The 26,931-nt window shown below is 35.0% G+C and carries 23 protein-coding genes and 3 tRNA genes; 12 read left to right on the forward strand and 14 right to left on the reverse strand.

The features are described 5' to 3' along the window. Positions 1–47: 47 nt before the first annotated feature. On the forward strand, positions 48–611 hold the full coding sequence (locus ZPR_RS04195) for a TlpA family protein disulfide reductase (RefSeq protein ID WP_013070374.1): 564 nt from the start codon (positions 48–50) through the stop codon (positions 609–611). On the opposite strand, the gene ZPR_RS04200 is transcribed toward ZPR_RS04195, so the two are convergent. The 6 genes from ZPR_RS04200 to ZPR_RS04225 form a co-directional block, all read right to left on the reverse strand. Next, the gene (locus ZPR_RS04200) at positions 608–1,750 is read right to left on the reverse strand and encodes a lycopene cyclase family protein (protein ID WP_013070375.1); all 1,143 of its coding nucleotides are present in this window, start codon (positions 1,748–1,750) and stop codon (positions 608–610) included. The two genes, ZPR_RS04195 and ZPR_RS04200, sit on opposite strands and share 4 nt — an antisense overlap. 9 nt (positions 1,751–1,759) lie before the next feature. Next, positions 1,760–2,215 (reverse strand): sterol desaturase family protein, encoded by a 456-nt coding sequence (locus ZPR_RS04205; protein WP_013070376.1) that lies wholly within the window; start codon positions 2,213–2,215, stop codon positions 1,760–1,762. Between the two features lie 16 nt (positions 2,216–2,231). Continuing rightward, positions 2,232–3,071 (reverse strand): phytoene/squalene synthase family protein, encoded by an 840-nt coding sequence (locus ZPR_RS04210; protein WP_013070377.1) that lies wholly within the window; start codon positions 3,069–3,071, stop codon positions 2,232–2,234. A gap of 4 nt (positions 3,072–3,075) precedes the next feature. After that, positions 3,076–4,539: a phytoene desaturase family protein gene (locus ZPR_RS04215; RefSeq protein WP_013070378.1), complete on the reverse strand. Its 1,464-nt coding sequence runs from the start codon at positions 4,537–4,539 to the stop codon at positions 3,076–3,078. A gap of 2 nt (positions 4,540–4,541) precedes the next feature. After that, the gene (locus ZPR_RS04220) at positions 4,542–5,435 is read right to left on the reverse strand and encodes a MerR family transcriptional regulator (RefSeq protein ID WP_013070379.1); all 894 of its coding nucleotides are present in this window, start codon (positions 5,433–5,435) and stop codon (positions 4,542–4,544) included. Positions 5,436–5,585: 150 nt separating this feature from the next. After that, the gene (locus tag ZPR_RS04225; RefSeq protein WP_013070380.1) at positions 5,586–6,344 is read right to left on the reverse strand and encodes a DUF481 domain-containing protein; all 759 of its coding nucleotides are present in this window, start codon (positions 6,342–6,344) and stop codon (positions 5,586–5,588) included. A 512-nt stretch (positions 6,345–6,856) separates the two neighbouring features. On the opposite strand from ZPR_RS04225, the gene ZPR_RS04230 reads away from it, so the two are divergent. The 5 genes from ZPR_RS04230 (at position 6,857) to ZPR_RS04250 (ending at position 15,590) form a co-directional block, all read left to right on the forward strand. Beyond that, positions 6,857–8,452, forward strand: coding sequence for a type I restriction-modification system subunit M (locus ZPR_RS04230; protein ID WP_013070381.1), 1,596 nt, complete (start codon positions 6,857–6,859; stop codon positions 8,450–8,452). Further along, complete coding sequence (locus tag ZPR_RS04235) at positions 8,452–9,774, forward strand: restriction endonuclease subunit S (RefSeq protein ID WP_013070382.1); 1,323 nt, start codon at positions 8,452–8,454, stop codon at positions 9,772–9,774. The genes ZPR_RS04230 and ZPR_RS04235 overlap by 1 nt, the downstream gene beginning before the upstream one ends. A gap of 131 nt (positions 9,775–9,905) precedes the next feature. Further along, on the forward strand, positions 9,906–11,042 hold the full coding sequence (locus ZPR_RS04240) for a hypothetical protein (RefSeq protein WP_013070383.1): 1,137 nt from the start codon (positions 9,906–9,908) through the stop codon (positions 11,040–11,042). A 69-nt stretch (positions 11,043–11,111) separates the two neighbouring features. Continuing rightward, positions 11,112–13,946, forward strand: coding sequence for a type I restriction endonuclease subunit R (locus ZPR_RS04245; protein WP_013070384.1), 2,835 nt, complete (start codon positions 11,112–11,114; stop codon positions 13,944–13,946). Positions 13,947–13,955: 9 nt separating this feature from the next. Beyond that, the gene (locus tag ZPR_RS04250; protein WP_013070385.1) at positions 13,956–15,590 is read left to right on the forward strand and encodes a putative phage abortive infection protein; all 1,635 of its coding nucleotides are present in this window, start codon (positions 13,956–13,958) and stop codon (positions 15,588–15,590) included. A gap of 373 nt (positions 15,591–15,963) precedes the next feature. Here the strand turns inward: ZPR_RS04250 and ZPR_RS04255 are convergent. The 3 genes from ZPR_RS04255 to ZPR_RS04265 all read right to left on the reverse strand — a co-directional run bounded on the left by ZPR_RS04255 (position 15,964) and on the right by ZPR_RS04265 (position 16,358). Beyond that, positions 15,964–16,047 (reverse strand) — tRNA-Leu (locus ZPR_RS04255). Positions 16,048–16,178: 131 nt separating this feature from the next. Next, a tRNA-Lys gene (locus ZPR_RS04260) sits at positions 16,179–16,251 on the reverse strand. 34 nt (positions 16,252–16,285) lie between these two features. Beyond that, positions 16,286–16,358, reverse strand: a tRNA-Lys gene (locus ZPR_RS04265). A 126-nt stretch (positions 16,359–16,484) separates the two neighbouring features. Here ZPR_RS04265 and ZPR_RS04270 point away from each other — a divergent pair. Further along, the gene (locus ZPR_RS04270; RefSeq protein ID WP_013070386.1) at positions 16,485–17,006 is read left to right on the forward strand and encodes a shikimate kinase; all 522 of its coding nucleotides are present in this window, start codon (positions 16,485–16,487) and stop codon (positions 17,004–17,006) included. Here ZPR_RS04270 and ZPR_RS04275 read toward each other — a convergent pair. Both ZPR_RS04275 and ZPR_RS04280 read right to left on the reverse strand, forming a co-directional pair. Continuing rightward, a complete protein-coding gene (locus tag ZPR_RS04275; protein WP_013070387.1) occupies positions 17,003–17,503 on the reverse strand; it encodes a phosphoribosyltransferase family protein in 501 nt (166 codons plus the stop codon). The genes ZPR_RS04270 and ZPR_RS04275 overlap by 4 nt on opposite strands. A gap of 10 nt (positions 17,504–17,513) precedes the next feature. Beyond that, the gene (locus ZPR_RS04280) at positions 17,514–17,918 is read right to left on the reverse strand and encodes an RNA-binding S4 domain-containing protein (RefSeq protein WP_013070388.1); all 405 of its coding nucleotides are present in this window, start codon (positions 17,916–17,918) and stop codon (positions 17,514–17,516) included. Between the two features lie 82 nt (positions 17,919–18,000). Between ZPR_RS04280 and ZPR_RS04285 the strand changes: the two genes are divergently transcribed. Continuing rightward, complete coding sequence (locus ZPR_RS04285; protein WP_013070389.1) at positions 18,001–18,993, forward strand: FKBP-type peptidyl-prolyl cis-trans isomerase; 993 nt, start codon at positions 18,001–18,003, stop codon at positions 18,991–18,993. A gap of 196 nt (positions 18,994–19,189) precedes the next feature. Here the strand turns inward: ZPR_RS04285 and ZPR_RS04290 are convergent, their stop codons facing one another. The 3 genes from ZPR_RS04290 to ZPR_RS04300 all read right to left on the reverse strand — a co-directional run bounded on the left by ZPR_RS04290 (position 19,190) and on the right by ZPR_RS04300 (position 21,732). After that, positions 19,190–19,783: an outer membrane beta-barrel protein gene (locus tag ZPR_RS04290; protein ID WP_013070390.1), complete on the reverse strand. Its 594-nt coding sequence runs from the start codon at positions 19,781–19,783 to the stop codon at positions 19,190–19,192. 124 nt (positions 19,784–19,907) lie between these two features. Then, positions 19,908–20,861: a transketolase family protein gene (locus tag ZPR_RS04295; RefSeq protein ID WP_013070391.1), complete on the reverse strand. Its 954-nt coding sequence runs from the start codon at positions 20,859–20,861 to the stop codon at positions 19,908–19,910. Positions 20,862–20,886: 25 nt separating this feature from the next. Beyond that, the gene (locus ZPR_RS04300; protein WP_013070392.1) at positions 20,887–21,732 is read right to left on the reverse strand and encodes a transketolase; all 846 of its coding nucleotides are present in this window, start codon (positions 21,730–21,732) and stop codon (positions 20,887–20,889) included. Between the two features lie 174 nt (positions 21,733–21,906). Here ZPR_RS04300 and tgt point away from each other — a divergent pair, with 174 nt between their 5' ends. The 4 genes from tgt (at position 21,907) to dnaB (ending at position 26,889) form a co-directional block, all read left to right on the forward strand. Beyond that, positions 21,907–23,037, forward strand: coding sequence for a tRNA guanosine(34) transglycosylase Tgt (tgt, locus tag ZPR_RS04305; RefSeq protein WP_013070393.1), 1,131 nt, complete (start codon positions 21,907–21,909; stop codon positions 23,035–23,037). Positions 23,038–23,049: 12 nt separating this feature from the next. Next, positions 23,050–24,126, forward strand: coding sequence for an LptF/LptG family permease (locus tag ZPR_RS04310; RefSeq protein WP_013070394.1), 1,077 nt, complete (start codon positions 23,050–23,052; stop codon positions 24,124–24,126). An 85-nt stretch (positions 24,127–24,211) separates the two neighbouring features. Further along, complete coding sequence (locus ZPR_RS04315; protein WP_013070395.1) at positions 24,212–25,165, forward strand: acetyl-CoA carboxylase carboxyltransferase subunit alpha; 954 nt, start codon at positions 24,212–24,214, stop codon at positions 25,163–25,165. Between the two features lie 167 nt (positions 25,166–25,332). Continuing rightward, the gene (gene dnaB / locus ZPR_RS04320; RefSeq protein ID WP_049771414.1) at positions 25,333–26,889 is read left to right on the forward strand and encodes a replicative DNA helicase; all 1,557 of its coding nucleotides are present in this window, start codon (positions 25,333–25,335) and stop codon (positions 26,887–26,889) included. Positions 26,890–26,931 lie beyond the last annotated feature (42 nt).

Raw genomic sequence — 26,931 nt, forward strand, 5'->3', positions numbered from 1 at the left:
CCTTAAAATCCTCTTATTTAAGTTATTTTTGCTAAAAATTACGGGTTATGAAAAAGCTTTTTAAAAATGAATGGCTAAATATCATTTTGATTGTGATTATTATAGCCATGATTTTGCCACAAACCAGAACCCCAATTGCTATAGTTTTTAATAAGCTTATAGCTTCAAATCCAAGTGTGACCGATGTGGAAGAGCGCCCACAAATCGAATCCTACAATTGGATTCTGGAAGACCGATTTAAGAATGAAGTTGACTTTAGCCAATTTAAAGGAAAGGTTATTCTAATCAATTATTGGGCTACCTGGTGTCCTCCTTGTATTGCTGAAATGCCTAGTCTGGAAGAAGTCTATCAGGATTATAAGGATAGGGTAGTTTTTCTTTTTATTAGCGGAGAGGATTTAGAAACCAGCCAGGGCTTTATGAATGCCAAAGGCTATGATATGCCCGTCTATCGCATGAAAACGAATTATCCAGATCCTTTAGAGGGGTATAAACTGCCAACCTCTTATCTTATCGATAAAAATGGTAGGATAGTGATTAAAAAAGAAGGTGCCGCAGATTGGAATAGCAAAGGTTTTAGGAATACGCTAGAGGAGCTATTGGAGGATTAAAGACGAAATTTTCTAAAAAAAGAAATGATAAACTCAGGGTCAAAAAGACTAAACATAATCTTTAGATCTTCATTGAAAGGGGTTTCTTCATCTAAATATGCGAATATTTCTTCAACCGAATTTTTCTGGTAAAATTTGCTGAAAATTTGTTCTCCTTTGTCATTTCTGCGGGCAAGGACATCTAAAAAAATAGCATCGTAAAATTTATATTTTCTTAGGAAAAGATCTTTTGATGGTTTGTGACCAGATTTGATGTTTTTGATGATTTTTGAAATCTTTTTTTCGGTATGCTTAAATGAGTAACCTGTAGAAGCTTTAACCCATCCGCCACCAGTACCGATTTTAGTGATTTTAGCGCTATTATCTTTTTCAAAAGGAAAATCGGTCATGGGGATAATTCCCTTTTCTTTATTTAAAATTTCGTAGGTATCTAATTTTAGGTATTCTGAAATATATTTTTTCAGCTGCTCGTCATAGATGGTTTCTTCTGTAAGATACGGAGTGAAAAAGGTGTATTCTATCAGCGCTTCATTTTCAGAAAAAGGTAAGATGTAAGTGAAACTTGTACTGTTTTTATAGCTCAATCTAAAATCCATCATAGTAAATTGATTGGGCGTAAAAACTGGGGATTCAGATTTTATATGATAACCTTTAAAATGTTGGTAGATTCTGGTGTAATCCTGAGTTTCGTAATACTCTGAAGGAATACGGCTATCGAAAAAATGAGTGGCGTTATAGGTGTTGTTTTTTCCTATCGCTTTCATGGTTACCGGATCGATTTCTGAAATTTCATCTTCAATTAAAATAAAGTCTTCCGAAGTAGTAATTTCAGCGAGAGCGTATTCAAAAAAGCGTTCTGAAGCTAGCATTTTATAGGAATATGGCGTCAGATCCAAATGTTCATCAGCAATATTAGAAATGAATTTTCCTTTTTGCCATTGTGTAGTAATCAAAGCATCCCATCGGCCATGTCCTTTTTCCCAAAAACACCATGTTTTGTCTCTAGTAATTTTAAATGAGGGATCTATAATGGCGATTTTCTTTCCTTTAAAGAAAACATCCTCTTTTAAGCGTAAGGCCAGTTGAAGTCCCGCCAGACCACCCCCAACAATCGCATAAAAATATACAGGGCCTAGCATAGCTTAGGTTTACTTAGATTTTTTGAAGTATTTAAAAGGAACAAACAGCATCCCGAAGTTTTCACCGTCTTCTTTACCAATATGTTTATGATGCATTTTATGTGCTCTTCTAATTCCTTTCGCGTATGTACTGTTGGCGTTTCTAAAGATTTTAAAGCGTTGATGAATAAAAATATCATGAACACTAAAATAAGCGATACCATAAGCTAAGATTCCCAGACCAATGGGCAAGGTGAACCAAACATTTTCATAGCGCCATAAAAGGAAGCAGCCAATACTTACGGCAGCGTAGAATACAAAAAAAAGATCGTTGCGCTCCCACCAGCTGCTGTGATCTTTTTGATGATGGTCTTTATGCAAACTCCATAAAAAGCCATGCATAATATATTTGTGGGTAAACCAGGCCATGCCTTCCATGCCAATAAAAGTGGCTAAAAATATGAGGATCCAAAGTAGTGTAATCATAGTCTAAATTTACAAATTATATAAGATTTAGTCGGCATGAGATATAAGATTTTGCAAGTAATCCTGCTTTTTGATAATCTGATACCCTAATTCGCTTTTTCTTAATTTCTAAAGATGGGGTTTGTTTTAATTTGTAAAGTAATTTTTTGTAATAAATATAGGCAGTATAAACGCCAAATTTGGCTTCAACAGGCAAGTGGATTATTCCGTTTAAACCTTTTCTAAAATCTTCTTCAATTTCAGCAATGATTCTTTTTTTACTTTCTTCATCTAATTGATCAAGATTGGTGTTAGGAAAATAACTTCGGTTAAGATCCTCAAAATCGGCTTTTAGATCTCTTAAGAAATTCACTTTTTGAAATGCCGATCCAAGGCTCATGGCCGACTCTTTAAGTTGGTCGTACTTTTTTTGATCTCCCTTTACAAATACTTTTAGGCACATAAGGCCAACAACATCTGCGCTTCCGTAAATATATTCTTTATATTCTTCGATGCTTAGGTAATCTGATTTATGAAGGTCCAGTCGCATACTTTTCATAAAAGCGACATACAATTCTTTATCGATATTGTATTTATGCACGGTTTCCTGGAAAGCATTAAGAATAGGGTTTAGACTAATTTTATCAGCTAAAGCTTTGTATAGGTCGGTTTCAAAATCATTGAATAATTTCTCTTTATCATAATCGTGAAAGCTGTCTACAATTTCATCTGCAAAGCGTACGAAACCATAAATGTTGTAAATGTCCTGTCTTATGCTGGGAGCTAACATTTTTGTAGCAGAAGAAAAAGAAGTACTGTAAGCATTGGTAACTTCTTTACTGCACGTTCTCGAGACAACGTCAAAAATAGATTTCATAGCATTAATTTTTATTTTTTGTGATTAGCCCGGCGGTTAATTTTCCAGAGATCAATGATGGCGGAACTCCCGGCCCCGGTACCGTTAGTTGTCCTGCAAAAAACAGGTTGTTTACTTTTTTACTTTTAAGCTTTGGTCTTAGAAAAGCTGTTTGCAGCAGGGTATTCGCGAGCCCATAGGCGTTTCCTTTATACGAATTATAAGCTTCTTTAAAATCGTTTACACAAAAAGACTCTTTAAATATAACATTATTCTTAACACTTTGATTGGTGAGGGTTTCAAATCTAGTGATGATTTTCTCGAAATATTTAGCTCTTAATTCCGCCGTATCTTCAATATCCGGGGCTAGTGGAATTAAAAAAATTCCGGCTTCCTTTCCTTCCGGGGCTACATTATCATCGGTTACCGAAGGAAAGCTGGCATAGAAAAGCGGGTTTTCCGGCCATTTAGGATTATCGTATATATTTTGTGCATGTACATCAAAATCGGTATCAAAAAACAAACTATGATGTACCGTATCTTTTAATTTTTTATCAAACCCCACATAAAAAAGTAGGGAGGAAGGAGCAAATGTACGGCTCTCCCAGTATTTTTCAGAATATTGGCGGTGCTCTTCAGGAAGTAATTGTTCGCTGTGATGATAATCTGCACCACTCAGCACGATATCGGTGGCTATAAATTCATCATTAACATATAAACCCTTAGCAGTATTATTTTCAACTTTAATATTAGAAACAGTGTTATTAGTTTTAATCTTTACGCCTAAACTTTCGGCTAGAGATTGAATGCCACGAATTACTTCGTACATTCCTCCTTTTGGATGCCATGTACCCAACCCAAAGTCGGCATAATTCATAAAACTGTAAAAAGAAGGGGTGTTTGTAGGTTTAGCGCCTAAAAACAAGACCGGAAATTCAAGAATCTTGATGAGGTTTTGATTATTAAATTCTTTCCTGACCTTTTTGGAGATGGTACTAAAAAACTGCCCGATCCTGGCTGTGGTTTGGGGGGTAACCAGTTCCAGTGGCGAAACGCCGGGGCGGTATACCACATCTTTTATAGCAATGTCATAATTTTCCCGGGCTTCTTTAATAAATTTCTTTAAAGCTTTAGAACTACCAGGCTCTTCTTTTTCGAAAGCAGCATAAATTTTTTCAAGACTATCTTCAATACTTATATAATGACCTTTTTCAAAATATACCCTGTAGGCAGGATTGAGTTTGATCAACTGGTAATAATCCTCCGGTTTTTTACCAAAATCAGCAAAAAAGCGTTCAAAAACATCAGGCATCCAGTACCAGGTAGGGCCAATATCAAAAGTGAATCCCTCTTTTTTTAACTGTCTTGCTCTACCGCCAACCTCGCTGTTTTTTTCATAGATCGTGATATCATAACCTTCTTTAGCCAGGTAACACGAGGCCGCGAGTGAAGCAAACCCAGAGCCGATAATACTTATTTTTTGCTTCATTTTTAGATGGTCTTTATAAAATTATTTAAATCGCGGTATATTTTAATATTTTCGGGTAATGGGGAATCTTTGAGCATATTTGCTTTATGACCAAATAAATTGAGTTCATACTGGCGGCCATCACAAATAATTTCCTGAAATTCATTAATAAAATCCTGCATATTCACAGGTGCAATGGTGCAGTAACTTAAAAAACGCACATTAGGATAACGTTCTAATAAAAATTTCATGTTGGAAAGGGGTAAACTTGGCCCCAGAAAGATGGTTTGATATCCGGAATGCAACAGCAGGTATTGTATATATAAGATCCCGATATCATGAATTTCGTTTTCTGGCAGAAAAAGAATAAACAGATCATCTTTAATGGGTTTTTTACTGCTTTTTATCTCTACAATATTTATATAAAGTTTTTGCTTTATTAAATCTACGATATAATGCTCGTGAATAGGTTTTATGGTATCAGTTTGCCAAAGCATTCCCACCTCATTTAAAAGCGGAAGAAAGATATTGTTAAAGATGGTTTTAAACGTCTTTTTTTCGAGTAAAGCTTTATAGGTTTTGTCGAAAAGACTTTCGTCAAAATTCATCATGGCCATCTTAAACTGATTGATCGCCCTGTTTTCGTCACTAATACTGGAAGTGATACGATGAACCATTGCGGTAATTTCTTCTTCGCTTAGTTTTGAAATCCGTGAAATCTTATATCCATTCTCGTTAAGAAAAGCGATGTTCAATATTTTTTGCAGACTGGAACTGTCGTACATTCTAATATTGGTGTCGGTACGTTCCGGTGTTAAAATATTATAGCGCTTTTCCCACATTCTTATCGTGTGAGCCTTAATACCGCTAAGATTTTCGAGATCTTTAATGCTAAAGTTTTGCTTAATTAATTCCATATAACCTATGATACTTAACAAATCTAAAGAAATAGAACCTGTAATTTATATATAGAAAAGTTAAAATGTTTAATCTAGAGATTAATTGGTTAAACAAAATAAAAAAAATGATATAATTGTCGATTTTTAATCACTATGGAACAGCGTTTTTTAAATACTTATCCCAAATCCCATTTGAAGTTTCGAGGTATATTCTTTAGTATTTAATGGTGTTTCATTATCAAAATAATAGTCATAAACCGCAAAGAATTTAAGCCATTTGTTTAAGGGAAAGTCGAATCTAAATTGTTCGAGTAGTCGATAATCATCAAGATTTCTATACAACGGCTGATAGTAAAAAGTATTGGTGAGCATAAAATTGCGGGATGAAGAGGTGTAGGAAAAACTAATATAGGTACTATTTCTATGATTATAGCTTTTACTTCTTAGTGTATCATTATATTCCACTTCGTACATATAGCTATTGCCTAAATGTCCAGTAAAGTTTTTACGGTCAATCCAATTAAAGCGTACACCAGCACCAATAAGATTTCTTTGTCGCACCACCAGTAGTTGGTTGTATTGTCCCTGTAGGAAAGCTTCCAATTTTATAAGTTTATCAATACTATAGTTAAACCTTCCATGTAGAAACCAGGAGTTTTGTAAGTTTCCTTCATCGGCATCAACGAGATTATAATTCCCTAGCAGGAGGTAGGTTTTCTTAAGGTCTTTGGACCGAATTTGGGTAGTGATAGTTGCCTGAATCTGATTCACTGTAACACCATCATTATTAGAGTGATCAAAACCAAAATCGGCATTAAGCACAAATTGAGTGGAATCAGACTGGATACGTTGAGTTTCTATATTAACCAGTTGGGCACTTAATAGCCAGGGTAGAAATAAGCAAATTAATAATAAGGTTTTAGGCATATCAAATGTTCAGAGCGCAAATATAATAGCTTTCGTGAATTAGCAACGGTAATCACTGCTGATTACAATACCCTATAAATTTTGAGAGTGTAATTTATTTAAGTAAAATAGTTAGTAGTAAAAAACTATTTTAGGTGTTCTGTAAAATGAATGAAGGGATTGCGGGGGAGCCTCCCATGCTTTAAGTTCTCTAATTCTCCTGAAATTATGATTTTATAAAAATTATAGCGGTTTTTTTAGAAAGTGAGATTTTGTCGCTATCGAATGCCTAGTTACCTGAGTTCGATATAAAAGTTTTTGCAGGCATTTTGGATCATTGATTGAATTTTCAAGGAAAATTTGTATCGAAATGCTACCAAAATGGAAACTTCGATACAAAATCTTTTGCCAAGATTTCACTCAGTCTCCGAAATTTTCTTAGATCAAACTAAGGGTTAGTAAATAAATTGCTTTGTCTTATTTGAAGATTCTTATATTTGGCTACACAACTTTTCTTACCAACAAAAAAATTCATGTCTGAAGACCAAAAAAAAGCACTCGAAAAACAATTATGGGCTATAGCCAATTTGTTACGTGGTAAAATGGATGCCGACGATTACCGTAATTATATCTTAGGATTCATCTTTTTTAAATACTTATCTGAAAAACTTCATATTTATGCCGATCGTATCTTAGAACCTGACGGACTTAAATATACCGAGATCGACGAAAATTCAGAAGAGGGGAAAGTGTATATCGAAGCCATTAAAAAAGCCTGTATCAAGAATATTGGCTATTTTCTAAAACCTTCAGAATTGTTTACCAGTATTGCCAATAAAGGGGCAAATCTTACCGGTATAGCAACCAACGAAAATCAAGAAGCTACCCAGTTTTTTATCTTAGAAGATCTAGAGCATATTCTAAATAATATCGAGCAGAGTACCATGGGTACCGATAGCGAAGACGATTTTGTGCGTCTGTTTGAAGATCTTGATCTTACCTCTTCTAAATTAGGGCGAACCGTAAAAGCAAAAAACGAACTCATCGCTAAAATCTTAGCGCATTTAAATCAAATCGATTTTCAGTTAGAAAATGCAGAAAGTGATGTGTTGGGAGATGCGTACGAATATTTAATCGGTCAATTTGCCGAGAATGCGGGTAAAAAAGCAGGCGAATTCTATACGCCTCAACAAGTATCAACCATTTTAGCTAAGATCGTTACCTCACGTAAAAAACGTATCAAATCGGTGTATGATCCTACTTGTGGTTCGGGTTCGTTGTTATTACGGGTAGCCAAAGAAGTAGAAGATGTAGGTTATTTTTATGGACAGGAACTTAATAGAACGACCTATAACTTAGCCCGAATGAATATGATCTTGCACGATGTGCATTTCTCTAAATTCGATATTAAACAGGAAGATACTTTAGAAGAACCGCAGCATTTAGACGTACAGGCTGAAGCTATTGTTGCCAATCCTCCATTTTCAGCAAAGTGGAGTGCCAAGGGCGTATTCTCTAGTGACGATCGTTTTAGCCAATACGGGAAGTTAGCCCCAAAAAGTAAAGCCGATTTTGCCTTTGTACAGCATATGATTCATCATTTGGACGAAAGCGGTATTATGGCCACCGTCTTACCGCACGGGGTGTTGTTTAGAGGAGCAGCCGAAGGGCATATACGTAAATATCTTATTGAAGACCGTAATTATATCGATGCGGTGATTGGCTTACCGGCAAATATCTTTTTTGGTACGGGCATCCCTACCTGTATTTTGGTGATTAAAAAATGTAGAGAGATCGATGATGATGTTTTGTTTATTGATGCCAGTAAAGGCTTTGAAAAGCAAGGGAAAGACAATGTGTTGTTACCGGAACATATTGAAAAAATTGTGGATACCTATACCGAACGAAAGGAACTTGATAAATTTAGTTACTGCGCTTCTTTAGCAGAAATAAAAGAAAACGATTATAACTTAAATATCCCACGTTATGTAGATACGTTTGAAGAAGAAGAACCGGTAGATATCGAAGCCGTTGCAAAAGAACTAAAAGCTTTGGAAACCGAAATACAACAAACCGATAGCACGATTGCTGAATTCTGTAAAGAGTTAAAGATTAAAACGCCTTTTTAATGATGGAAACTAAAGAAAAGAAAGGTTCTGTTGAGCGAAGTCGAAGTATGCCGAAGTTAAGGTTTCCGGAGTTTAAAGATGAATGGGATAAGCAAAAGTTAAAGAACTTAGCTCATTTTCAAGCAGGATATGCATTCAAAAGTGGAGACATGTCTTCTGAACTTGAGGATTATCAGATAGTGAAAATGTCCAATGTTTATAAAAATGAACTTCTGTTAGATAGAAATCCATCTTTTGTAAATTCTATTAATGAAAAGAGCAAAAAATTCCTACTTAAACAAAACGATGTAGTATTAACTTTAACAGGAACTGTCGGTAAAAGAGACTACGGCTATTCTGTAAATATACCAGAGAGCAATAAATTTCTTTTAAACCAACGATTGGTTCTATTAAGAGGAAAAAAAGAGAATTCTTTATTTATATCATATCTTTTAAAGACTGATAAATTCTACTATAGTTTTTTTAATGAGTCAAAAGGAGGTACTGGTAATCAAGCAAACGTTAGTTCGGATGATGTGAAAAATATTAAGCTCTATTCACCCGCAGTTGCAGAACAACAAAAAATAGCTTCCTTTTTATCGGCAGTAGATGAAAAAATCAATCAGCTAAAGCGAAAAAAAGAATTATTGCAAGCCTATAAAAAAGGGATGATGCAACAACTCTTTTCGCAACAACTTCGTTTTAAAGATCAAAATGGGAATGATTTTCCGGAATGGGAAGAGAAGAAGTTGGGGGATGTTTTTGAGTTCTTTTCTACCAATTCATTTTCCCGAGATAAAATGAATGAAGAAAAAGGAGAAGTAAAAAATATACACTATGGAGACATTCATACGAAGTACAAAGCTTTGGTAGATGTTGAGTGTGATGAAGTTCCTTACGTTAATCAGGATGTAGATTTAAGTAAAATAAAAATTGAGAATTATTGTAAAGATGGTGATTTGATTTTAGCAGATGCTTCAGAGGACTACAATGATATAGGGAAATCAATTGAGGTTAAGAATATTGGTGACTTGAAAGTTTTAGCTGGGTTACATACTATTTTAGCTCGACCAAAAATTCAATTTTCAGAAGGATTTTTAGGGCAATATGTTCAGAGCTGGTTTCATCGTAAACAAGTTATGTTTGAGGCTCAGGGAACTAAAGTTCTTGGTATCTCTGTTGGTCGCTTGAAACGTATTAAAATACAAATACCGAGCAAAGAAGAACAAACCAAGATAGCTATGTTTTTATTGGCATTCGATGCTAAAATAGATACGGTAAGCACCGCCATTACCAAAACTCAAGACTTTAAAAAAGGCTTGTTGCAGCAAATGTTTGTGTAGAAAATCAAACCATGTCTGGCTATGAATTAGAGAATTTTAAAGAAATAGAGCGATGTAATATACCTAACAGTGGGTATTTTTTTTATAGGATTTTGAGTTAACTTTAAAGTAACTAACTTAAAATCAAAATCATGAAGTCTTTCGTTTTTATTGTTTTAATCTTTTCTACAATTTCCTTTTATGGTCAAACCTACACTACTCTGAATAGTGTTGAAATTCCCTCAGGATATAAGTTAAAGGTTACAAAAAATATAAAAGATTGTACAGTAAACGTATTAGAAAACGACTCAATAAATATTGTTACAGAATACAAAAACTCTTCAGGCGGTAAACAGCAATCAATTAAAATAATAAGCGGAAGAAAAGCAGGTAAAAATGATTCAATTAAGGTAGATAAAAAACTAACTTTAAATATAGAATCGTTGGAAGGAAAAGCAAATTTCTATATTGATGAGGAGGACAAAACGAAAATACATGTAAACTATTGGCTCAATGATAATGTGGTAGTTCCCGCAGGAAAAAAAATTAAAATTATTGAAAGAACATTAGAATGTGACACAAGTTATTCTGAAAGTATTAAAAGCCAAATTCTAAATGAATCTACTTTTTATAATCTTTGGAGATGTGAAGTTTGGGAAATAAAAGAACAACCAGATTTTTACAAAAATTCAAATAAAGTTATTGAAGTATTTAAATACGACGGAAAAACCATTGATTATTATTTGGTTAATAAATACGACAGAAATGCAGACTATGTTTTGGAACTCAAAAACAGAGAATTTATCGAATTTAAAGAAACCGGTTGGGAATTTGGGGCTGTTACAATTCCACTGAAGATGCGTCCTGGTTATACCAAAAATAATATTTCAGTTGACCAAGAGATTGAGGGAGACTTAAATCTTGGTATTTTTAGTAGCTATAAAATAGGAAAGTATAGAGCACGCTATGAGAGACATCAAGGCTTTGTGAAATTAGCGAATGTTTCATTAAATGTTGGGCCATTTTTCAGTTTAGGGACTGTTGATTTAGATAAAAATAATACAACAGTAAGTTCTGATCCTATTATGGATGATAGTACAAAATCTATCGGATATTTTAGTACAGGTGGAGGGTTGATGGTATCTATATATAATTTTCGAGTGGGAGCCTATCTAGGATGGGATTTTGGATTTGGAACTAAAAACAATAGCTGGAATTATGATAATAGACCTTGGTTTGGATTAGGGGTATCCTACAGTATCAAAAACCCCTGGAAGGAATCAGAATAAATATTTACTTTAATTTTTATAAATTTACATTCATTAGTCCTTATAATTGACTGAGTCTAATGTTAATTTATGACCACCCAACCAGAGCAAGTTTTAGAAAACGATTTATTGTCGCAATTAGATAGTTTAGGGCATCAACCTATTCTTATTCGTACAGAAAAGGATTTACTCGATAATCTAAAATCTCAGCTTGAAAAACATAATAAAACCAGTTTTTCTAAAGAGGAGTTTAACAAAATTCTTATTCACCTTAGTAAAGGGAATATCTTCGATAAGGCGAAAACGCTTCGGGATAAATTTGTGTTACAGCGCGATAATGGCGAGAAATCCTATATCCAGTTTATTAATCAGGATTTTTGGTGTCAAAATGAATTTCAGGTAACGCATCAAATCACTGTCAATGGAAAGCGTGAAAATCGTTACGATGTAACCTTGTTAATCAACGGCTTGCCAATGGTTCAGATCGAACTCAAAAGAAGAGGGATCGAACTCAAAAAAGCCTTTAGCCAGATTCAGCGATATCAGAAAGATTCTTTTGCTTCAAATAGCGCACTCTTTCAGTATATTCAAGTTTTTGTGATCTCCAATGGCGTAAATACAAAATACTACGCAAATAATCCTAAGAATAGCTTTAAACAAACTTTCTTTTGGAGTAAAGAGAGCAACACCAATATTACTCAGCTTACGCATTTTGCCAATGTATTTTTAGAGCCCTGCCATATTGCTAAAATGATTACCAAATATATCGTTTTACATGAAAGCGATAGGCTTTTAATGATTTTGCGCCCTTATCAGTTTTATGCGGTAGAAGCTATCATAAAAAGGGTTAAGGATACAAGCAAAAATGGGTATATCTGGCATACTACGGGTTCTGGGAAAACGCTTACCTCTTTTAAAGCCAGCCAGATTCTAACGCAGAATCCAAAAATAAAAAAGGTGGTTTTTGTGGTAGATCGTCAGGATTTAGACGATCAAACTGTAAAAGAGTTTAGAGCTTTTGATAAAGACAGTATAGACGGTACAGAAAATACCAAAATGTTGGTGAATCAATTTTTAGATGATAGCCGGCCTTTAATGATTACGACCATTCAGAAATTGAACACGGCAATTTCTAAAGCAAGGTTTAAATCTAAAATTGAACGATTAAAAGACGAAAAAATCGTTTTTATTTTCGATGAATGTCATCGCAGTCAGTTTGGAGAAACGCATAAAAGAATAACCAATTTCTTTACTAATCATCAGCTTTTTGGGTTTACCGGGACACCTATTTTTGTGAAAAATGCGCATCGGGACAATAGTTTAAAGTACACTACGCAAATGCTTTTTGATGAATGCCTGCATAAATATGTAATTACCGATGCGATTAGAGATGAAAATGTACTTAAGTTTTCGATTGAATATTATAATGTTTTTAAACAAAAGGAGGAGATAGAAGATTTAAAGGTTGAGGGAATCGATAAAAAGGAGGTTTATGAAAGCGATGAATATATAGAAACGGTTACCAATTACATCCTGGCTAATCACAACAGAAAAACACATAACAAAACATTTACCGCGATGTTTTGTGTGAGTAGTGTAGATGTTTTGGTGAAATACTATGATCTATTTCAAAAGAAAAGGGAAGAAGGTCAACATAATTTGAGAGTTGCTACCATATTTTCGTTTGCCCCAAATGAAGAAGATAAAAATGCTGATGGCATGATCCCTAATGAGGATTATAGCATGGCAGCTGAACCAGAAGCAACTTATAAGCTCCCACATCGCGACAAGTTAGATCAATATATTGATAATTATAATAAATTATTCGGAGCTAAACATTCTGCGAAAGATGGGCAAGCCTTTTTAAATTATAAAAAGGATATTTCTAAGAGAGTGCGTAATCGACAAATTGATATTCTATTGGTGGTCAATATGTTTTTGACGGGTTTTGATAGCAAAACCTTAAATACGCTCTATGTAGATAAAAACTTAAAATATCACGGTTTAATACAGGCGTTTTCTCGAACGAATAGGATATTAAATGAGAAGAAGTCGCAAGGAAATATTTTAGCCTTCAGAAACCTTAAAAAAGCTACAGATGAAGCCATAGGTTTGTTTTCTGATAAAAATGCAAAGGAGACCATTTTAGTAGCACCTTATGAGGATTATGTTCGGGAATTTAACGAAGCTTATAAAAAGCTAATGCAAATTGCACCAACCGTTGATAGTGTAAACGATTTGAATGATGAAGAAGAAGAGCTGCTATTTGCAAAGGCTTTTCGGGAAATAATGCGTATAAAAAATATCCTGGGTTCATTTACAGACTTTAGCTTTGACGATATTTATATGAAGGAGCAGGAGTTTGCAGACTACTCCAGTAAATATCTAGATCTTTATGACAAAATAAAATCTGATACCCAAAAAGAAAATGTATCGATATTAGATGAAATTGATTTCGAATTAGAACTTATTCATCGGGATGAAGTTAATGTGACCTACATTTTAAAATTGCTTGCTGAACTTAAAGATGCTCCAGAGAAAGATCAAAAACGTAAAGAAAAGGAAATAATTGATATGGTTTCTAGCGAAGCCGAGCTTAGGAGTAAAAAAGAACTTATTCAAAAGTTTATTTATAATAATCTACCGGCAATCGAAAATGATGATAATGTAGAGGATGAATTTAGTCGTTTTTGGCAAAAAGAAACTAAATCTGCAATGAGAGATTTAACTTCAAATGAAAATCTGGATCAGGAGAAAGTAGAAAGAATAATTAGTGACTTTCTTTTTACCGGAAGAATGGCAACAGAGGATGAAATCTTAGAAGCATTAGAGAAACAACCGAGTGTATTGCAAAGAGAAAGTATAAGCACCCGAATAACAAATAAAATACAAGACTTCATTGCTACTTTTTTGAATGGGGTGTAAATCACAATAATGAAAGAATTTTTCAACTTTTCTTATAGAAAAAAAAAGATATTTATCATAGTAATAATAAGTATTTTATTTCTTCTTGTTCTCGGATTATTTATGCCCTTTATCGTAAATAGACCTGCTCTGATACCAGAGTATAATTTTGTAAAATACAAGGAAATTGCCCAATCATTTGGAGCTTATTTAAGTCCATTTATAGCATTAATTGCGGCATTTTTGACTTTTTTAGCGTTTTACGTGCAGTATCAATCTAATGAATCTATTCGAAATCAGTTTGATAATCAGTCTGTTACGGATCATTTTTATAAGATGTTAGATATTCATATAGGAAATATTAAGGATTTAAGTATTAACACATATAGGAACAATACAGTAGTGAAATATGATGTAGATAATGGTAAAGTAAATGATGAAAATTTTTCTTTTGCATTAAATTTTTTAGTCTCTGGAATTTTGACCAATTATGAATGGAAGAAAACAAATAGCTATAAAGAAGTTTTGGAAAACTTAGAAGAGATTTCTTTCAAAGCAAGTAATGAAGGTGAGGTTAAGGAGTGCGAAGCTAGAGGTAGAAAAGTTTTTCTATTAATTGAAAAAGACTTTCATTATACACATTATTTCGTAGCGTTATTGAATAAAAAATTATTAGATAAAAAACTTAAAAATTATCAAGTAAATGAACTAGCTTACAAAATTTTTTTCTGGGGTACTAATTCTAGAAATATATATGGTTCTAATATAGAAAAATCGGATGTAGAAATTATTTCTAGATTTTTAAATGAAATACGTAAAAGAATTAGAAGACACAAAGGACAAAAAGTACTCTATTGTTATAAAACACATCAGAAAAAAAGAGATGTTTCTTTTAGGTTTATTCCATTTTCAGGGCACGCTTCGCGATTAGCACATTATTATCGTCATTTATATCAAACTGTGAAATTTTTGGATACTAGCTATAAAAATAAGCTGATATCCAAAGAGCAATTAGATAATATGCTTAATACTTTAAGAGCACAGTTGTCTAACGAGGAAGTTTTATTGCTTTACTATAATTATAGAATTGGATTTGGTTCAAATTGGGATTATATAGGAAAAAATGAATACGAATTTTTAACTGAATATCGAATGCTACATAACATTCCATTGACCAATATCATCCCAAAGTCAATTGAGAATCCTGAAGCACACTTTATACTTTATATAGCAAATAAAGTTATCATCAAAAAAAAATATATACATTTTGAGTGGGGGCATAAGATGTCACACAAAATGATCTTAGACAAAATTGTTGAACATTTTAAAGAATGTAAGAATGAAAAATTTCTTAAACGAGAAAAAGAGTCTCTGAAAAATGTTATTCTTAGAGTTGTTAGAAAAATGATTGAGAATGAGAAAGATTTAAATACGAAAATTCAGGTTTCATTTTGCGATGATGCAAATGTGGATTTCAGTCAAATGTTAAAGAAAGTTTATCTTATAGATCTTGGGAATTGTTATAGAATTAAAGCTATCTATGCTATAGATATGGTCAAATTGAAAAATGATAGCGAATTTAAAAAGGAAAGAAACTTAAGGCATTTCATAAACAGAAGATTAAAAACTGATCTAGAGATTTACAAACTCAAAGATTTTCAATAGGATTAAAAGATTATAGCTTTAAAAAGGTTTTTGTCAAATTATAGCTGTTGTAACGGCAGCCGTTGCAGTACCGTTGTATAGACGTATTAAGTATGATTTGGCGTTGATATGAAAGACTACTATATCTTTTTACCGTTGCAACGGTAAATATTCAACAAATCATTTTAAATGATAAAGATAGTTCCAGAAACACTTTTGATTACACTGCTTAGAAAATAATTTGATTGATAATATATAAATAAACTGATTATTACTCTTGAATCTCAACTTTCGCTTTATCGGAGCTAAAAAAATGTAAAATTTATTCCGTTGACTAAATGTTGACTAATGATTTTTTAAAAACTTGATTTTGAGTAGGTTGTGAAGTGTAAAGTGCCCAGGATGGGAGTCGAACCCATACGCCCTAATGGACACATGGCCCTCAACCATGCCTGTCTACCAATTCCAGCACCTGGGCAAATGCGCCATTAAAAATTTAACGGGCTTTAATATCTTCAAAAAAGTGGAGAACTTCAAAATAAAAAGGTGATTTGGCTGGGGCTTCTTTCGGCTTCGCTCAAGATAAACTTCTCACCCATCCATATCTAGTGATCTGGCTGGGGCTCGAACCCAGGACCCTCTCCTTAAAAGGGAGATGCTCTACCAACTGAGCTACCAGATCAAAAATATATTAAATAAAAAATAAGAACAAAAAGTGATCTGGCTGGGGCTCGAACCCAGGACCCTCTCCTTAAAAGGGAGATGCTCTACCAACTGAGCTACCAGATCATTAAATTATACATCCGTCGTTTTGCGAATGCGGGTGCAAATATATAATCAATTTTTTATTTTTCAAGCTTATTTTAAATTAAATTTGCTTTCAGTAAAAATTAACTTGAAAAAAACGGCTAGACTATGAAAATTTTCCTGAATGGTTATATGGGATCTGGAAAATCCCTTATCGGTAAAATGCTTTCTGATTCAATGGGTTACCCCTATGTTGATATGGACGATCAGATTGAAATTATGGAAGGCACCAGTATTCATGAAATTTTTCAAAAAAAAGGAGAATTATATTTTAGGAAACTGGAAAATGACGTTTTAAAGGATATTTTGGCTTCAAATTCAGATATGATTATTTCACTTGGAGGTGGAACGCCATGCTACGGAAATAACTTTGAATTGATAAAAGCAGATCCTGAAAATATAACTGTGTATTTAAAAGCCTCGGTAGAACAATTAACGCAACGATTGTTTTTAGAAAAAGTACACCGCCCAGTAATTAGTCACCTTGATACAAAAGAGCAGTTGGAAGAGTTTATAAGAAAACATCTTTTTGAAAGAGCATATTATTATAATCAATCTAAAATCATTGTGGATGTAGATCATGCCACACCCACAATGATTTTGGAAAAAATAAAAGCGAAGCTCGATTAAACAAGCTCGGCCCTGTCATTCCCTTCTTCAAAAGTGATCTTCACCATTTCGTTTAAAGAAGTAGATAGAGAGATACCTTTAAAATCGGCTTTTACAGGATATTTTTTGTGATTACGGTCAACCAGTACGGCTGTTTTAAATTGTCTTAGCGGTACGTCTAAAAAGTGGCGTACGCCATAGATTAAGGTGGTGCCCGAGTTTAAAACATCGTCTACCAGAACAATCGATTTATTGCTATACTTTTCTGGTGGAATAGAGGTGGTTATAGTATTCAACGGATGTTTTTTATCTACTTTTACCTCACAAAGAATAATTTGAAGCGGGGAAATTTTTTCTAATTCGGCCTGGATTCTTTTTGCCAGTTTAAAACCTTTACGGGCAATACCGGCAAGAACAATCTCTTTTTCATTAATATTATTTTCGTAGATCTGAAATGCGATACGCTTGGTTTTTTGAGCGATTTCAGCATGATTTAAAATCTGAACCTTTTCTTTCATGTAAACGCGATTAAGTATTTTGATCTTTATTTTCAGTATCACCGGCATTATCAAACAAGTCTTCGATGTCCCGGCGGTCTTTTTTTGTAGGCCTTCCGGTTCCTTTTTTTCGGTAATACTCTTTAGAATATTTTAGGAGTAGGAGGTCTAATTTTTCAAAAGCTTCTTTTGGCGTGTGGTCTTGTATATAAATAGTGACCAGTTTTGCGCCTACCCGGCTGGGTGGAAGGTCTAATACCTCTAACTGATAGTCTATCTGATTTTTTCGTACTAGCAATCTATCACCGGGAAAAACCTCTTTAGAGGGTTTCATGTTACTAGCGTTCATTTTAACCTTGCCTTGTTTGCAGGCATTGGTGGCAATGCTTCGGGTTTTAAAGTACCGTACACTCCATAAAAATTTATCAACTCTCATAATAAATGGTCCTTAAAACTGTTCTATAATCATAAACAAAAATACAAGATTATTGTATCTTGCGCCCTTAAAAAACGAGACAATGCGATTAAACAAATATTTTTTAGCCGGAATTGCTTTGGCCGGCCTTATTTTCACTAGCTGTAATGACGATGATGATGGCGGAGTTGAGCCGGTAGAACTGAGGGATGAGCGGGAACAGGCCGTAATAGATGATGATAGTATTGTAGAATATTTAACAACGCATTTTTATAATTACGAGGAATTTGAAAATCCCACTCCAGATTTTGATTATAATATTGTGTTTGATACCATTGCTGGAGAAAACAGTGATAAAAAATCTATTTTGGAATCACCGCTTTTGGAGACGAAAAAAGTGACTTATAAGGTGAATGAAACTGAAATAGATTATAATCTTTATGTGCTAAAGGTTAGAGAAGGTGTAGGGGAAAAACCACATTTTACAGATTCTACCTACGTAAGGTATAAAGGAGAATTGCTGAATGCTGAGGTTTTTGATAATAATATTAATTCACCAGTTTGGTTTGATCTCATTGGTTATCTTTACGCAAACTTTAATAGTGTAGGGCAACGACAACTTTATAGAGAAGGGGGAGTAATCCCAGCTTTTAGAGAATCTTTAACTGAATTTAAAAGCGCTTCAAATTATAGTGTAAATCCCGATAATACGATAGAATGGTCTAACGATTATGGAATAGGTGCTTTATTTACTCCTTCTGGATTGGGGTATTTTAATACTCCAAAAGGGGGAAAGGCTTATAGTCCATTAATTTTTACATTTCATTTATTGAATGTTAATGAAGCTGATCATGATGGGGATGGTGTTCCAAGCTGGATGGAAGACGTTGATGGAGATGGAGATGTATATGATGATGATACTGATGAAAATGGGTTGCCAAATCACTCCGATCCAGATGATGACGGAGATGGTTTAGCAACAAGGCGTGAAATCATTATCAATGCCGATGGTACTATAACTTTTCCAGATACTAATAATAATGGTACACCTAATTATCTGGATGCTGATTATTTTCAGCCGGTAGAAGAAGAATAATATATGTTTCACCAATAAAAAAGCTCCTTTTAGTTTTTTAAAAGGAGCTTTTTTATTGATACTTGCACAGGCTTATAATGCTCTGGCATGAGGATTATCACAATGCCTTTTATTTATAAAAAAACGTTTCCAGTTCATACTTCATTGTCACTCTACGATTCTTGATTTTCTGCTATTACATTGCTTTGTGACTATTTTAAAGTGCTAAGGATAAACTAAGGATCCATTGCGAAGGCCTGGAGTCTATACCGAAGTTATTGCTGGCCTCTTCTCTAAAAGCAGTATTGTCTGTAAATGCACCTTCATATCTTACATCGATCCCTAAATTGCCTAAATTTAAACCGGCTCCCAATTGATAGCCAACGGTAAGATCGTTTTCTACATCGCTAATTTTAAAAGAGCCATTTTCGATCTCGTTATTGGTGATATACTGAAATGAAGGGCCGGCTTTAATATTTAACGGGCCAAGAATATCGACACCTAATAATAAGGGTAAATCTATTTTGTCCAGGTTATAGTCGAAAGCCCCATAATCTGTAGTTAGTTTGGTATAAACAAGTTCTGGTTGGATGAAAAATGAAGAAATTCCAAAATTTGCGAATATTCCAAAATGGTAACCTGCTTTTCTTTCTCCATTGGTAATATCTGGGAAGTCCTCCCTTGCGTCTGAAAAGTTATCGATATCTCCGGTAGATCCATAATTTAAACCTCCTTTAATACCAAATTCGGTTGATTGTGCCCATATTCCAGTAGTGGCAAGGCACAACATAATGATTAAAACTTTTTTCATGATATAAATTATTAGTTAGTTATAAAACGCAATTTAAGCGGTAAAATTTTGGTATAAAAAAACAAAGCCTTTTAAAATCATTTTAAAAGGCTTTGTTTTATATTTATTTAACGTTTTTTAGCTTTTATTTACGTTTTATGACTTTTTCAGAAGCAGCTACAATAGCTTCGGCATTTAGACCATATTTTTCCATTAACTGTTCAGGAGTACCGCTTTCACCAAAAGTATCTTTTGTAGCGATAAATTCCTGTGGAGCAGGTTGATGCTCAGCTAAAGTTCTGGCTACACTTTCCCCTAAACCACCAAGGAAGTTGTGTTCTTCAGCAGAAACTACACATCCCGTTTTCTTAACTGATTTAATGATCGCTTCTTCATCGAGTGGTTTTATAGTGTGAATATTGATAATTTCAGCACTAATACCTTTTTCTTCTAAAGCTTCACCGGCTTTGATCGCTTCCCAAACCAAGTGTCCAGTAGCAATGATAGTAACATCAGTACCTTCATTAAGCATAATAGCTTTACCAATTTCAAATTTTTGATCGACTGGAGTAAATATTGGTACTTTTGGACGACCAAAACGCAGATATACCGGTCCTTCATATTCAGCAATAGCAATTGTTGCTGCTTTAGTCTGGTTATAATCACAAGGATTGATCACCGTCATCCCCGGTAACATTTTCATAAGTCCGATATCTTCAAGAATCTGGTGGGTTGCCCCATCTTCACCTAAGGTTAACCCAGCGTGAGATGCGCAAATTTTTACGTTCTTTCCTGAATATGCGATAGACTGTCTAATTTGGTCATAAACACGACCGGTAGAGAAGTTGGCAAAAGTTCCGGTAAAAGGAATATAGCCACCAATAGTCAATCCTGCCGCCATGCCCATCATGTTCGCTTCTGCGATTCCTGTTTGGAAAAAACGCTCTGGATTAGCTTCGATAAAGTCGGCCATTTTTAAGGAGGGGGTAAGGTCGGCACAAAGTGCAACTACTTTCTCGTTGGTTTTACCAAGCTCTGCAAGCCCTGCTCCAAAACCACTTCTTGTATCTTGTTTTTCTGTATAAGTGTATTTCTTCATTGTATTCTTTTTTGGAAATGAGGATTTAGTAATCGCCTAAAGTTTCCGGATTCTGTGCAAGCGCACTTTCTAATTGTTCATCGTTTGGAGCTTTACCATGCCACTCGTGTGTGCCCATCATAAAGTCTACTCCGTTACCCATCACAGTAGTAAGTAAAACACAAACAGGTTTTCCTTTGCCGGTGTGTTCTTTAGCTTCTTTAAGTCCTTCGATTACTTTTTCGATATTATTTCCTTCAGCAATTTCTAAGACATCCCATCCAAAAGCCAAGAATTTTGCTTTTAGATCTCCCATGTTCAGTACGGTATCTGTACTACCATCAATTTGCTGGCCGTTCACATCTACCGTAGAGATGATATTATCCACACCTTTTGCTCCGGCATACATGATAGCTTCCCAGTTTTGTCCTTCCTGTAGTTCACCATCTCCATGAAGGGAGTAAACGAGCTTACTGTCCTTATTTAATTTTTTTGCCTGTGCAGCACCCAAAGCTACAGACATACCCTGGCCTAAAGATCCAGAGGCAACTCTTATTCCTGGAAGACCCTCGTGGGTTGTTGGATGTCCTTGCAGGCGAGAATCGATCATTCTGAAAGTTCCTAACTCTTCAATAGGGAAATATCCGCTACGTGCAAGTACACTGTAGAAAACGGGAGAAATATGTCCGTTAGAAAGGAAGAAAATATCTTCGCCAATTCCGTCCATATTAAAACTAGGATCGTGATCCATTATTTCCTGATAAAGTGCTACAAAAAATTCGGTGCACCCAAGAGAACCTCCTGGATGCCCAGAATTTACTTTATGAACCTGTCTTACAATATCCCTGCGTACTTGGGTAGCAAAACTTTTTAATTCTTCAATGTTTGCCATTATATAGTTATTGTTGTGAATATTTCTTGCTAAAATAAGCTAATATTATGCTTTCTCAAAACTAAAGGGAAGGAGTATTTAATATAAGTGTTAAATTTACATTTTATTTTTGGAATATCTTAATACTTTAATTTGCAGAAATGTTAAGTATCTTTGCTGCCATTAAAAAAATTTATGGAATTTGAACTTTTAAAGACCGATCCTGCCAGTAAAGCCAGAGCCGGTAAGATAACTACAGATCATGGAGTTATAGAAACCCCAATTTTTATGCCTGTAGGAACTGTAGCCTCTGTTAAAGGAGTACATCAAACCGAATTGAAGCAAGAAATTAATCCAGATATAATTTTAGGAAATACGTATCATCTTTATTTACGTCCTAAAACCGGCATTCTTAAAAAAGCAGGCGGGCTTCATAAGTTTATGAATTGGGATCGTAATATCCTTACCGACAGTGGTGGTTATCAGGTATATTCGCTTTCAGGAAGAAGAAAGATTAAAGAAGAAGGTGTTAAGTTTAAATCTCATATCGATGGTTCTTACCATGTTTTTACGCCAGAAAATGTAATGGAAATTCAACGTGAGATCGGAGCCGATATTATTATGGCTTTTGATGAGTGTACACCTTATCCATGTGACTATAATTATGCCAAAAGATCGATGCATATGACGCATCGCTGGCTGGACAGGTGTATTAAACATTTTGGGGAAACACCGCCACTTTACGGATACGATCAAACTTTATTCCCAATTGTTCAGGGAAGTACGTATAAAGATTTAAGAAGACAGTCTGCGGAATATATCGCCTCCAGAAATGCTGAAGGAAATGCGATAGGAGGTCTATCTGTTGGGGAACCTGCGGAAGAAATGTATGCTATGACCGAGGTGGTGACCGAGATTCTTCCTGAAGATAAACCACGATATTTAATGGGAGTAGGTACGCCTATCAATATTTTAGAAAATATTGCCCTTGGTATCGATATGTTTGATTGTGTAATGCCCACCCGAAATGCAAGAAACGGGATGCTTTTCACAGCACACGGCAGCATTAATATCAAAAATAAAAAATGGGAAGACGATTTTTCGCCCATAGACGATATGGGGATTACTTTTGTAGATACCCAATATTCGAAAGCATACGTTCGGCATTTATTTACCGTTAATGAAATGCTTGGCAAGCAAATTGCAACCATTCATAACCTTGGTTTTTATCTTTGGCTGGTACGCGAGGCCAGAAAGCATATCTTAGCAGGAGATTTTAGAGCCTGGAAAGACATGATGGTAAAACAAATGGATAAAAGACTATAAAAACATCGTAGTTTGAAAATTTTAGACTGGTATATTTTAAAGCGCTACTTAGGAACCTTCAGTATGATGCTGTTATTATTTATCCCTATCGGGATAACGGTTAATCTTGCTGAAAAAATAGATAAGATTCTTGAAAATGAAGTTCCTTTTGTTGAGGTAGCCGAATACTATCTAAATTTCACGATCTATTTTGCCAATCTTCTATTTCCGCTCTTTTTATTTTTATCCATTATCTGGTTTACCTCAAAATTGGCCAATAATACTGAAGTTATAGCTTTTTTAAGTAGTGGAGTTTCTTTTTATCGATTTTTAAGACCCTATATTATTGGAGCTACTATCGTGTGTATTGCGGCCTTAGGACTAAGTATGTTTTTGGCTCCAAAAGCAAGTAAGGGCTTTAATGAATTTAAATACGAGTATTTAAAAAGAGGGCACGAAACCCAGGAAACTAAAGATGTATATCGGCAGGTGAATGATAATGAAGTGATTTATGCCAGCCATTTTCGTCCCAAAACACATACCGCCAATAACTTTGTGATAGAGCATTTTGAAGGTAATCAGTTAAAATTTAAAATAAGTGCCTCCAGGTTGAAATTCAATACCGAAGATTCTACGTATACCTTAACCAATGTTGATAAAAGAATTATTGGTGAAAACGGAGATATCATGAGTAATCAAGCTAAATTAGATACGATTCTGCCTTTTGAATTTGATGAATTAACGCCAGAAACCTATATCGCTGAGACTTTAAGTTTCTCTGAACTCAATGAATTTATAAAAAAAGAAAGTCGGCGTGGATCGGGTAACATGAATATGTATCTGGTAGCTGCCTATAAGCGAGTTAGTATTCCAGTTTCGGCATTTATACTTACTATCATCGCTGTAGCAGTATCATCGATGAAGCGTCGTGGCGGAATGGGCGTAAATCTTGCCGTAGGGATTTCCCTGGCTTTTATTTTTATCTTTTTTGATAAAGTTTTTGGTACAATAGCCGAGCAGTCAACCTTTTCACCCCTACTGGCGGTTTGGATTCCTAATATCTCATTTGGTATACTGGCAGTGTTTTTATTGTTAAAAGCGAAACGTTAATAAAAATAATTAAGCTCAGGCTTTAATTCTTCGATTTAAAGTTTGTTATATTTGTAGGCTCAAATTAAAACAACCATAGCTACTTATGGAATATTTAGACTTTGAATTACCGATTAAAGAGCTTGAAGAGCAGTACGAGCGCGCCTGTAATATAGGCGAGGAAAGCGAGGTGGATGTAACTGCTACCTGCAAGCAAATCGAGAAAAAACTTCAGGAAAAAAAGAAACAGATCTATAAAAATTTAACTGCATGGCAAAGAGTGCAGTTGTCCAGACATCCTAACCGTCCTTATACCTTAGATTACATTAATGCTATTTGTGGTGATACATTTTTAGAATTACATGGCGATCGAAGTGTAAAAGACGATAAAGCCATGATTGGCGGTCTGGGGAAAATTGGTGATCAAAGTTTTATGTTTGTTGGCCAGCAAAAAGGCTATAACACCAAAACAAGGCAGTATCGTAATTTTGGGATGGCTAATCCAGAAGGTTACCGCAAGGCTTTACGCTTAATGAAATCTGCAGAGAAATTTAATCTTCCTGTAGTATGTTTTGTGGATACTCCCGGAGCTTATCCTGGACTGGAGGCCGAGGAGCGAGGGCAGGGCGAAGCTATTGCTCGTAATATCCTCGAAATGACACGTCTTAGTGTACCGGTTATTGTTGTGATTATTGGTGAAGGAGCCAGTGGTGGTGCGCTAGGAATAGGTGTGGGGAATAGAGTTTTGATGTTAGAGAATACCTGGTATTCTGTAATTTCTCCTGAATCTTGTTCCTCTATCTTATGGAGAAGCTGGGAATATAAAGAAACTGCAGCTGAAGCTTTAAAACTTACAGCTGAAGATATGAAAAAGCAAAAGCTTATTGACGAGATCGTAAAAGAGCCACTTGGTGGTGCACATAGTGATCGCGACGGCGCTTTTAAAGCTGTGGAAAAATCTATTTTGAAAGCTTTTGAAGAGCTTAAAAGTTTATCAAAAGAAGATTTGATAAGTTCCAGAATGGATAAATATTTGGAAATGGGTGTCTATCAAGACTAACCCGTTAAAAATCATAATAGATGAGGGAATCCGAAACAAACGTTTCGGATTTTTTTGGCCTTATTAACAAAAAAATAAAGTTTTCAACAACCAGATTGTTTACTAGTAGTGAACTAGAAATCGCTATTTTCTTAAGAACTACTTAGCAAATTGGTTACATTCGTGCTATGGAAAAAATCGCAACATCACCAGCATATAATAAACAGAATTCTAATGTAATTAGTCTCGAGAAGGGGAAGATACCTCCTCAGGCTGTTGATTTAGAGGAAGTTGTGCTTGGGGCGATGATGATCGATAAAAAAGGGGTAGATGAGATTATCGATATCCTACACCCTGATGCTTTTTATAAGAACTCGCACAAGCTTATTTACGAAGCTATTTTCAAGCTTTTTGAAAATACCGAGGCGATTGACTTATTAACGGTTTCCAACCAGCTCAAGAAGGATGGGAATTTTGAAAAGGCAGGTGGTGATTATTACCTCATTCAGCTTACCCAAAGAGTATCATCTTCAGCCCATATCGAGTTTCACGCGAGGATCATTTTACAGAAATATATCCAACGTAGTCTGATCAAAATTTCTGCGGAAATTATTGAAGAAGCTTATGATGAAAGTGTAGATGTATTTGACCTTTTAGATTCTGCTGAAGCCAAATTGTATGAGGTGACTCAGGGAAATATTAAAAAGTCTACCGAATCTGCACAAAGTCTGGTGATTCAGGCAAAAGCAAGGATTCAGGATATATCAAACAGAGAAGGATTAAGTGGTGTGCCATCAGGATTCGATAAGTTAGATGAGCTTACTTCGGGATGGCAGCCTTCAGATTTAATTATTGTAGCGGCTCGTCCCGGTATGGGGAAAACAGCACTAACCTTATCGATGGCAAGGAATATCGCAGTAGGACAGGGCATCCCGGTAGCCTTCTTCTCGCTGGAGATGTCCTCGGTACAGTTAATTACTCGATTGATTTCTTCGGAAACCGGACTTTCTTCGGAAAAACTAAGAACGGGTAATCTTGAAAAACATGAGTGGGAGCAGCTTAACGTAAAGGTAAAAGACCTTGAAAAAGCACCGCTTTTTATTGATGATACCCCCTCGTTGTCTATTTTCGATCTTAGAGCGAAAGCACGCCGACTGGCCTCTCAATTTGGTATCAAGTTAATCGTCATCGATTATTTGCAGTTGATGACTGCCGGGGGAACGCAAAAAGGAGGAAACCGTGAACAGGAGATTTCCACGATTTCCCGAAACCTAAAGGCACTGGCAAAAGAATTAAATGTTCCGGTAATTGCACTTTCTCAGTTATCCCGTGCGGTAGAAACCCGTGGGGGTAGTAAAAGACCTTTACTATCAGATCTTAGGGAATCTGGAGCGATCGAGCAGGATGCAGATATCGTATCCTTTATTTACCGTCCTGAATATTATAAAATTGAGGAGTGGGATGATGAAGAGCGATCTCCAACAGAAGGACAGGGAGAATTTATTGTCGCAAAACACCGTAACGGTGGTTTGGAAAATATCCGTCTTAAATTTATTGGTCATCTTGGTAAATTTGATAACTTAGAAGACTTTGATTCGCCTTTCGAATTTCATTCAAAAATGAATGATGGAGACGGTGATAACGAGTTTGGAAGCGGTAATCTTCCAAGTCCAAGTGCAGATGAAGCTTTTGGAAGTTCGATGAATGATTTTAATCAGGATGATGATAGTGACGTTCCGTTCTAAATTTAGAAAAGTAAAAAATAACCAAAGACAGTTTAAGGCATT

The sequence above is a fragment of the Zunongwangia profunda SM-A87 genome, assembly GCF_000023465.1.
Classification (GTDB): Bacteria; Bacteroidota; Bacteroidia; order Flavobacteriales; family Flavobacteriaceae; genus Zunongwangia; species Zunongwangia profunda.